8 protein-coding genes are annotated in these 10,919 nt (G+C 28.9%); all 8 read right to left on the bottom strand.

Translation table 11 applies throughout. The annotated features are described in order from the left end of the window. Positions 1–585 precede the first annotated feature (585 nt). Entirely contained in the window at positions 586–1,668 is a 1,083-nt protein-coding gene (locus tag WMO42_RS08640; RefSeq protein ID WP_055174173.1) for an acyltransferase, read from the bottom strand. Positions 1,669–1,772: 104 nt separating this feature from the next. Further along, complete coding sequence (locus WMO42_RS08635; RefSeq protein ID WP_349192040.1) at positions 1,773–3,590, bottom strand: GH25 family lysozyme; 1,818 nt, start codon at positions 3,588–3,590, stop codon at positions 1,773–1,775. 86 nt (positions 3,591–3,676) lie between these two features. Then, a complete protein-coding gene (locus tag WMO42_RS08630) occupies positions 3,677–5,185 on the bottom strand; it encodes a lipopolysaccharide biosynthesis protein (protein ID WP_349192038.1) in 1,509 nt (502 codons plus the stop codon). 140 nt (positions 5,186–5,325) lie between these two features. Next, a complete protein-coding gene (gene gmhB, locus WMO42_RS08625) occupies positions 5,326–6,654 on the bottom strand; it encodes a D-glycero-beta-D-manno-heptose 1,7-bisphosphate 7-phosphatase (RefSeq protein WP_055174170.1) in 1,329 nt (442 codons plus the stop codon). A 5-nt stretch (positions 6,655–6,659) separates the two neighbouring features. Further along, the gene (gene fba / locus WMO42_RS08620) at positions 6,660–7,592 is read right to left on the bottom strand and encodes a class II fructose-1,6-bisphosphate aldolase (protein WP_055174334.1); all 933 of its coding nucleotides are present in this window, start codon (positions 7,590–7,592) and stop codon (positions 6,660–6,662) included. Positions 7,593–7,637: 45 nt separating this feature from the next. After that, positions 7,638–8,813 (bottom strand): hypothetical protein, encoded by a 1,176-nt coding sequence (locus WMO42_RS08615; RefSeq protein ID WP_055174169.1) that lies wholly within the window; start codon positions 8,811–8,813, stop codon positions 7,638–7,640. Positions 8,814–8,839: 26 nt separating this feature from the next. Beyond that, positions 8,840–10,054, bottom strand: a complete 1,215-nt coding sequence (locus tag WMO42_RS08610; RefSeq protein ID WP_349172886.1) for a glycosyltransferase — start codon at positions 10,052–10,054, stop codon at positions 8,840–8,842. A gap of 22 nt (positions 10,055–10,076) precedes the next feature. Further along, positions 10,077–10,913: a glycosyltransferase gene (locus tag WMO42_RS08605; protein WP_349192034.1), complete on the bottom strand. Its 837-nt coding sequence runs from the start codon at positions 10,911–10,913 to the stop codon at positions 10,077–10,079. Between the last annotated feature and the right edge of the window lie 6 nt (positions 10,914–10,919).

Genomic DNA, 10,919 nt, shown 5'->3' with positions numbered 1-10,919 from the left:
AGCCAAATTCGTTCTCGGCTACTCCATAGTAATCGAAATTAACCTTACCATTATCTATACGCCAAAATCCACTTTCACTTGACCTTATACCTGTGTAGTCATATCTTACTTTTCCATTTTCTACATAATTCTTTTAATATTGCTATCAGCCATATAATTCCTCCGTTTCTGTATTGCGATTTTCATATACTTGTCTTATGTAACAATATTAATTTTTACCTAATTTTATCAAACTAATATCTTTATATAAAATTCTTATGCTATTATTCACGTCTACAAGTAAGTCTAATCTTATATATATTATATTATATATGAGATTATAAGTAAACAAAAAATGGTCTATGTTCTGACTTTCAATAACCAGCATTTCTACTAAATATTCAGTAAAAATGCTAATTATTAAAAATAAGTTAACATAAACCAGTTTATAATCTATTTATTCAAAATTGTCCAATGTATATTATTATTTATTGCATAATTATGAGCATACCTATTCTCAATTACCCTCATACAAAGCTATGGATCCATAAACACGATTGAACACATTTTTATAGTATATGTATTTTTTTGCAAGTACATTATAAATCAGGATACTATTCTTTTTATGAATGGTATTTTCTTTAATAACAATGTAATTATATATCCACATATAAAAATAATAATACAATATATAAATGCATACAACATTCGTGGTATTGGTATTATATCTTGAAACAACTTACTAATATATCTTGTTATAGCTGTATGATCCTTAATATATATGTGTGTAAGATAAATCCCAAAGGTACATCCCCCCAATGAAATAATCTGTTTACTAATTTTAGAAAGGAGCTGCGATTTATCATTTAAATACTGACATGTAACAAATACCGTTATACAGTTAATCAATACAAACGTATCGTGAAATGCCTGAGAACTCTCTTCATTACATACCCCCATAACTGATGCCCTATAATATGTCAAATAACATGACATAAAAATAGTACATATATTAATACCCCAGAGAATTAAAATTCTTTTTTTGTTCCAAAATTCCTTCACTCTATAACTAAGAAAATAACCCATTAATGGAAATATTACTATATTAGATGTTATCCATCCTAAATCAATATTATTATTTAATGTGTATCTTCCCCGCCATAAAATATACTGTAAGCTTGGAATAATCATTTTAAAAGTGATATATAAAATAGTCATATATATATAATCTTTATTGCTAAGACTCTGTGCAATCTTCTGTAATAAAGGCAGACATATTAATAATGCAATATATACATATAAATACCAGAATGAAAAATTCCAGTTATAAACATAAAGCTGTCTGAAAAATCGCACAATATTAAAAGCTTCAACCCCTTCTTTTACTAAAACCATATAATAAAAAAATGACCATATTATCAAAATACAACATATGTGTAACACCCTGTGTTTCCATAAATATCTAAGCGATTCCTCTTTACGGTTTAACATAAGTGCCCCTGTTATCATAAAAAAAAGTGGAACTGATATTTTACAAAATACCGAAATAAACAGATATATCCAATATTGAATACTTCGTGGCTCATAAGATGCAAACAAAAAATATCCCATAGTACCTGTATGATTAAAAATCACAAAAAATACAGCTATAATCCTTATAAGTTCTATATCCAATCTTTTATTATCCATGTTGTATTTCCTTTCCAGGTAGTAACCCTATAAAATGGGATTTTATATCAAAATCCAGCATATACATATTAAATGCTATGCTGGATTAAATCAATTAATTTATTTTATCTTGTTCCATATGCAATATTAACGTCACAGCCGCCTGCTATTCCAGGAACTCCTGCTGTACTTGAATACTGCCACATTCTGTAATTATATCCAATATTAGGAACCTTGTCACCTTCCTGCCATACTTTACCTGTTTCATCATAATCATTCCAATACCAGGCAAGCCATATATCATAACTTGAAGATAATTTTTCTGTATCAACATAATTAAGATAATCAAATTTGTTGATATATATCATAGGATCATATCCCCTATTTTTTACTGTATCACAAAATGCTACACTCATTGCTGTACGTAATTCACTATTACTGCGCAAATCCTGAGTTCTGTAACCACTTGTTGTTTCCCAATCAAATACAACTGGATATGAGATATTATAACCAGCAATTAAATCACAAATATAATTAGCTTCTTCAATAGCTTCATCTACAGACATTGCCTGAGAGAAGAAATATACACCTACCTGTAAACCATTGGAAAGTGCACCTTTTATATTCTCTTCATAATACTTATCTGTATAAAGACTTCCATCATCACCTATAGATCTTCCAGCAACTTTTACCATTGCGAATTTGTAACCTGCATTTGCTACTTCCGCCCAGTTAAGTACGCCTTCTCCATTGTCATTATTATGGTGTGATACATCTACCCCTTTAATTATACCAGATATACCTTCTTTAGATACAACCCAGCCTGATTTTACTGTATATATGCAATCTGACTGATTAATTGTTCCAGAATAATCAAAATCGACTTTTCCATCCTTTATGTAAAATTCACCATTCTCATTGGAAGCAATACCTGTAAACTTAAAATTAACAATACCTGACTCTATTTTCCACCAGCCATTAGCATTCTCTCTAATACCTGTATAATCATATCTTACTTTGCCGTTCTCTACATATACCCAGACATCTCCATCCTGAATAACATTTGTATAAGCAAAATCCACGCCACCATTTGATACATACATTCTTCCGTTATCACTATCAGCTAAACCAGTATAATCAAAATTAACTTTACCGCCTTCTATCTTCCACCAGCCATATTCATTCTCGGCTATTCCATAATAATCAAAGTTAACTTTTCCACCTTCTATGCGCCACCAACCATATTCATTATCAGCTACCCCATAATAATCGAAATTGACCTTGCCGCCTTCTACTTTCCACCAGCCACATTCATTTTCAGCTACTCCATAATAATCAAAATTAACCTTGCCGCCTTCTATCTTCCACCAGCCATATTCATTCTCGGCTATTCCATAATAATCAAAGTTAACTTTTCCACCTTCTATGCGCCACCAACCATATTCATTCTCGGCTACTCCATAATAATCAAAGTTAACTTTTCCACCTTCTACTTTCCACCAGCCACATTCATTTTCGGCTACTCCATAGTAATCAAAATTAACTTTTCCACCTTCTACTTTCCACCAGCCACATTCATTTTCGGCTACTCCATAGTAATCAAAATTAACTACGCCATTTTCTATACGCCACCAGCCGAATTCATTCTCGGCTATTCCTGTATATGTATAATCAACAACACCATTTTTTACATACAGCCATTGATTATTATATTCTCTTACACCTGTATAATCATCTTTTATCTTACCATTTTCTACATATACCAGCTTATCACCGGATTTAACTATTCCTGTATAATTACTTTGAACAGCTGTTGTATCCTCATATGTCTGTTCATTTTTTACTGATACAGCATTATGATTACCATCATATGCCAACACCTTTGTATTACACAATAAAGTTATTCCAAGTACCGCTCCTGTAAACATTAATATTTTTTTCAAAAATATCATCTCCTTATACACATAATTATTAATCTTAATTAAAGAATTAAGACCTATATAAATATAATACTTTTATTTTAAAAATGCTATTTTTTTACGAATTTTTTTATAATTACATTTTTTTCTTCATTATTAAATGTTATAACAAAATAAACAATCGTTCCTAAAATAACCATTACTATAGCACAAATCACTAATCCTATCCAATTATCAGGATTAAATAATATTGAGATTACTTTAAAAATAAAACACATTAATACAGTTGCAAACAAATGTTTAAAAATCAAAGGATAAAAATATGATCTCTTTATTCCTAAACACCAACAGGCATAAACAGGATTAAAACAAAAATTTATTAAAAACATTATAACTGCCGTTGTTATAGGTACTGCGTATACACCCAAATTGGTATATTTTATTAAAATAAACATTCCGACAACATTTAACAAACCTCCAATAATTGTTATAAAACAGGGAATCTTATTCTTAACAGTAAGTGTATTAACATAATATATTGGTTGTAGGAATATATCCATTATGTATGTAAAAACAGTAATTATTGTCAAAATATGAAGCAGCTTATAATCCTGACTTGGCAGCCACAATTTATAGAACAAAAATCCTAATGCAAAAAATCCACTAAATGCTAAACTTCCGAAAAAGCCACATAATTTCATGGATTTTTTTAATTGATTTAAAAACTTTCCATTAATGCCTTCTGAATAAGTTCTTAATAATTCTGGCTGTAATGGCTGAAATATAATTCCTGCCAATGAACTAAATATTGTTCCAATACTCTTAGACACAGCAATCTGTCCTGTCTGAATATCTGTAAGCATTGCATTGGAAAAAAGTAAATCCAGACCACTATTTAACGTATTACCTAACTGGTTAATTGAATTCCATAAACCATTGGTAAGAAGCATTTTTACTTTTTGGTTTGAATGTAACCTCATATTATATCTAAAATCAGGAACAAGTTTTTTATTTGAAAAATATGAACCTAATAAGATAATTAACGCTGCTACTATGGATCCAACACCCACAAACCATAACGAAGGATTAAATATAGAAAATAATACAATTAATACACACATATTAGCTGTATATGATATTATTTTTATTATTCCAGAAATATCTAATCGGTCTTTAATATAAAATCCCGTACTAAAAGGCGTTGACATTGTTGTTGCCACAAACGCCACAAACATAGTTGCAAACAATAATCGCACTGAATGCAGCAATTCCAGCGGTATCTTTATTATACAATCAATTTTAATTGTCAAAATGGAAAAAACCACAGATAATAATATACATAACACTATACTTGCATTGATAGAAGATACATAATAGGATTCAGCCGCCTCAATATCGTGCTTATGATAATTAATCGTAATATATCTTACTACAAATGAAGTCAATGCAATTGTAACTATTTCTCCATAACTAACAAATGTTTTTGAAATAGAAACAAAGCCATATGCCTCAATACCTATATTCTCAGTAACATATGATGTTAAAAATAATGTAACCAGATAACCTACTACTGATGATATTCCCATTATTATAATAGATTTTAATGTTCTTTTATTCACTTTGCACCTCTATTTTTATATAAAGCATATTAATGTAACATTATATAAATATCTCACTACATTTATCAAGTACAGAAGCAATTGTTGCATCCATATCATAATACTTATTTATACAGTCTTATCAGCAAATATTTTTAGTATTATATATTACTTATATATTTATCGACAAACTCAACGACATCATTTACGACATCTGCTGCTATACCTTTATCAATAGTATTTTCTTGTTTATTTGCAATTAATACGCTCCTGCAACCAGCTGCATTTCCGGCAATAATATCATTTTCACCATCTCCAACCATAAAGCTATCTGAAAGACTGATATTAAAATCTTTTTCTGCCATATATAACATTCCTGGCTTTGGTTTTCTACACTTACAATCAATCTTTAATTCTGGTATTTCTCCTTCATAACCCTTATGAGGATGGTGTGGGCAATAATATAATCCATCAATATAAGCTCCATCTAATCCAAGCAGAGTTTCCATTTTTTTATGGATCATATCTAACTGTTCATATGTAACTTCACCTCTTGCTATAACTGGCTGGTTAGTAACTACAATACACAGATATCCACTATTATTTATCTTTTTAATTGCATCTGCAACACCATCAAGCAGTTCAAATTCATCAATATCTCTTAAAAATCCCTTATATACATTAATTGTGCCATCACGATCTAAAAAAACAGCTTTCTGTTTATTTGCTAAATTCTTTGCACTGACTATTCCTTTTTTATAATCGTTTTCTACAGCATAATACCTCTCAGGTGTTCCCATATCTTTTACATACTCGGGACTATCGTAGCATAACATAAAACCTTTACCACACAATGGTTTTAAAATCTGACGATCTAAATCCACCTTAACAACTTTTCCATTAATTTCCCTGCCAATATCATCTTCATTTATTGAAAGCATATCCAGAACAGACGGATCTATTATATGTAACCCTGCATTAACCCTGTTTTTGTACCATTGTGGTCTAGCATCCTCTTTGGTAAGCCACTCTTCAACTATTGACTTTTCATTTGCTACAATTAATCCACTATCGTACGGATGACTATTAGGATGGGTAAATAATGTAACTAATGCTTTATGCTCTTTGTGAAACTTTAACATTCTATTAAAATCCACCTCAAACATTGCATCTGCATTTAATAATAAAAAAGGCTCTTTTCCCAGTAAGTTTCTTATTTTAAATAATGCTCCTGCATTTCCTAATGGAATTTTTTCTTCAAAATACTGTATATTTACATTCCATTTTCTTCCATCTTCAAAATATTCTTTTATCTTATCTCCCATATGTGAAATTGTTATGATTATATCATCAAAACCTTGATTATGCAGGGATATTATTTCTCTTTCTAATACAGGTACACCATCAATAGGAATAAGTGGTTTAGGGATATCTGGAAACATTTCTGATATTCTCGTTCCTTTTCCACCTGCCATTATTACTGTTTTCATATTACTTATGCCTTTCCATTACTACCCAATACATTTATCATTTTGTGTTCAACCAATTCTTTAACATACGCACGGCCTTGTTTAAGATATACTCTAGGATCAAACATATCCTCATTCTCCACTAAAGCTTCTCTTACTCCTGCTGTCATTGCTAATCTTATATCAGAATCTATATTAATTTTACATACTGAACTCTTGGCAGCCTTTCTTAACATATCTTCTGGAATGCCTACTGCATCTTTTAATTTTCCACCATTTGAATTAATTATATCAACATATTTAGCAGATACACTTGAAGCTCCATGTAAAACAATCGGAAATTCTGGAAGTCTTTTAGAAACCTCTTCCAGAATATCAAATCTAAGCTGTGGCTTTGTACCTGGTTTAAATTTAAACGCTCCATGACTTGTTCCTATTGCTATTGCTAATGAATCAACACCTGTTTTAGATACAAATTCTTCTACTTCTTCTGGTTTTGTATAGGAATGATGCTCTACATTAACATCATCTTCTACACCTGCCAACTGTCCAAGCTCTCCTTCTACAACTACACCACGCTCATGTGCATAATCTACAACTTTTTTGGTAAGTTCAATATTTTCCTTAAACGAATACTGAGAACCATCAATCATAACAGATGTAAAACCACCATCTATACACGATTTACACATTTCAAAATCTGCTCCATGATCAAGATGTAAAGCAACTGGAATATCCTTATATTGCATAGTTGCTGCTTCAACCAGTTTAACAATATAATTATGTCCCGCATACTTTCTAGCTCCATTAGATACTTGTAATATAACCGGAGATCTCAACTCACCGGCTGCTTCCATAATTCCCTGTATAATTTCCATATTATTAACATTAAAAGCACCAATTGCATATCCTTCTTTATATGCTTTTTTAAACATTTCTGTAGTTGTAACTATTGACATTTCCATTGTCTCCTTAATGAATTATAATCTATAATTTCTATTTTATCATTCTTCTTTTATCGTTCTTTTAAATTTGTCAAACTTTTCTTTTAAATAAGCATTATTAAGATTTTTTCTTATATATATAGTTATTAATATACTAAATGGATTAAATACCAAATTAAATATCCCATTATTAACAATTGAATTCAAAAGAATAAATATCCAAATTAATGTTAAATATTGATTATTTATTAATTGAGTATATTTAAGAACAAAACAGCATAATATTAATGCAACAATTAAAAATAAAATTCCTTCCGCAACAAGCATATGCATATATTCAGAATCTAATATCTCATAATATCCATTATTAATTCCATTAGTAAAATTAGTACCTAATATCTTTATTCCATAACTTTTAATTATTATATTACCTATATTCAATCTTCCATTTAAGGCTTTGTCTAATATATTTCCCACTAATGGAAACACCTTATATATAACAAGTAATATTATTGTAATGAATAAAAATATAAATGGCAGAAATTTTATTATACCAGAAGCCAATATTTTACTATCTTTTGTTTTTTTTCTATATTGTAAAACATTATAACAGGCAATAAATAATGCTATCATTACTGTTCCTGTTATTGTAAGGCACTGGCTAAATATGAATGCATCTACTACCAGCCAGAATACATTATCCTTCCATGTTATTTTACCACTTTTTAAATAATAATACATAAATACAATAGGCATCAACATCATTATCATTTGCCCTGGATATTCAAATCCATTACCACCAGCTATCCATGCCCCACCTAATTTATCACGCGATGTAATTACATTCTCTATTATTCCTGCCTTTGAAGATATGAAAGTTATTACATATAAAACGACAGAAATATTAAATAAAGAACGAATATATTTATCCATATACTCTTCTTCAAATATTGTTGAAAACAATAATACAACAAATACACTTTTTCTTTCACCTAAAAAAGACTGGAACAAGAAAAAAAGCATTATTGTAGAAAGTAATAATGATATACTTTTCTTCTGTACTACCTTATATACAATATAAGAAAATGCTAACATATAAGAAATTAATTTTGTAAATGTCACTATTAATTTTATCTCATCAATTTTAATAAACGTCGTATATTCTATATATCTTGGAATATAATATAATACAAATATAACTGCAAAAATATAATATGCATTAACTTTTTTAATCATATTCTTAACCTCTGAATCTAACCATATTATAAAGAATAAATTTTTTCACTATATTCCTTGAAAGAATTTTTTAAATTATAATTGTCATTTATGAACTTTAAAGCATTTTGAGCAACTTTTTCTGCTTCATCTCTATTCTGTATAATATATCTTATTTTGCCATTATAATCCTCTGGTGTCTCACAATGATAATAATGTATGCCATCGTCAACTTCTATTCCTTCAATTCCAATATTATTAGTAAGAACTGGAACTCCCATAGCCATAGCCTCCAGAATTTTCACTTTAACACCAGCTCCAGCTTGAATAGGTGCTGCTAGACACATTGCACTTGAAAAATATGGCTGAATATCTTGAACAAAACCTGTAATTATAACATTATCAGACTCATATTTTTTTAACTCATCACTAGGTTTATTTCCAACAATTACATATTTTGCACCAGTATCCTTAATTTCAGGCATAACATTTTTAATAAACCATTCTGCACTTATTTCATTTTCCATTCTATTCATTGCACCATAGAATAATATATTTTTATTTATATTTTTTCTTGCAACTTGTTCTGGTAAATTAATATATGGAACAATTACACCTAGTTTAGATTGTTCAACTCCATTTTTAAGTAATAATTTTTTATCTTTTGCATTATGTGTTACAACATAATCACATTTATTAATACTTAATATTTCTCTCTTATACAAATTATTATAATATAATTTTTTATATATCTTCTTAAAACCTTTAGCGTTTTCATATTGTCTCTGTGCACCTAAAAAAGAAACATCATGTTCCGAAGCAATATATTTTGCATTAGGAAATCTTTTTTTTACCTGATCTATAAATAATAACATCCACGTCCATTCAAGTATTACAATATCAGGTACATATCCTGTATTTTTTAATTTATCTAACTCATTCCCTATCTGGTTAAATATCTCTTTAGTTAATACATTTCCATATCGGTATAACGGATTTATTTTTGAATTCAAACTTTTAATATATGAAATATATTTCTTTACCTTATTCTTCGGTGTTCTTACTATTATAGTGTTAATATTGGGATTAATATTTTCGATCTGATGTTCCTCTTCTGGTAAAACTTTTGCAATCATAGTAACTTCATTATCTATATCATTGGCAAATCCATTAATATAATAATTGAAAGTTTTTCCTCCTGCATGAGGAACATTATCATATGGTATACTCATTGAAATATACAAGATTTTACGTTTTTTCATTTCTTCTCCATTATAACTTAGATTAATCTAACATAAGTAATTTTAAATAATTAAAGAATAAACATATATTTGTTTTAACTATATTAAATTTTCTATACTGCTTTAAATAATATTTAAAACTCTCATTATTCATTTTACGAATCTTATTTTTAGCAAATACAGATTTTACTGTTGTTGAATGATTGTGTATTATACTTGTTGCTATACAGCAGGCACATTTGTAATTTTTCTGCATTAATCTTTCTGCCAGAATTGGTTCCTCAACATATAAAAATGTATGCTCATCCATATAATCGATTTCATTCATTTTATTTAAATCAACCATCATACAACACCCCTGCGGTCTGTATATATATGAATATCCACCTCTATCTTCTATCTTACGACCTTTTTTCTTATAATTTAACATTCCAAATGTCAAATCAAAAAAATCGGGTCTTATAGAATCTCTATTATACATATGCCCATCTGAAGCATATATATCTGGATTAACAACCGCTACACTAGAGTCTTTTTTAAATACATCCGTAAGCTTTGTAACAATCTCTTTGTCATTAATTAAAATATCATTATTTAATATCCATGCATATTTATACCCTGCCTTATAAGCATACCTCATTCCGATATTATTTCCAGCAGCATATCCATTATTATTTTCTGATTTAATTAATATGAAATTCTTTTCTTTTGAAGTACTTTTAAGATTTACATATGAATCATTAGGAGAAGCATTATCAACAATAATGATATTTTCATAATCAATCCCAAGAAATTCGTTACATATATCGGCTTCCTGTATTGTTTCCTGCCAAGATTTAAAATTTAATATAATAACCGCAACATCTTTTTTATTATCCAAAACTAT

It is taken from the genome of Lachnospira sp. CLA-JM-H23 (genome assembly GCF_040096425.1).
Classification (GTDB): Bacteria; Bacillota; Clostridia; order Lachnospirales; family Lachnospiraceae; genus Lachnospira; species Lachnospira rogosae.
The sequence above is the reverse complement of the archived record's forward strand: the minus strand, read 5'-3'. Positions and strand labels throughout refer to the sequence as shown.

What these genes read in the sequence shown, in the direction of transcription:
- WMO42_RS08640 (WP_055174173.1), bottom strand. Translation starts at nt 1,668, where the DNA reads ATGGATAATAAAAGATTGGATATAGAACTTATAAGGATTATAGCTGTA.
- gmhB (WP_055174170.1), bottom strand. Translation starts at nt 6,654, where the DNA reads ATGAAAACAGTAATAATGGCAGGTGGAAAAGGAACGAGAATATCAGAA.
- fba (WP_055174334.1), bottom strand. Translation starts at nt 7,592, where the DNA reads ATGTCAATAGTTACAACTACAGAAATGTTTAAAAAAGCATATAAAGAA.
- WMO42_RS08615 (WP_055174169.1), bottom strand. Translation starts at nt 8,813, where the DNA reads ATGATTAAAAAAGTTAATGCATATTATATTTTTGCAGTTATATTTGTA.
- WMO42_RS08610 (WP_349172886.1), bottom strand. Translation starts at nt 10,054, where the DNA reads ATGAAAAAACGTAAAATCTTGTATATTTCAATGAGTATACCATATGAT.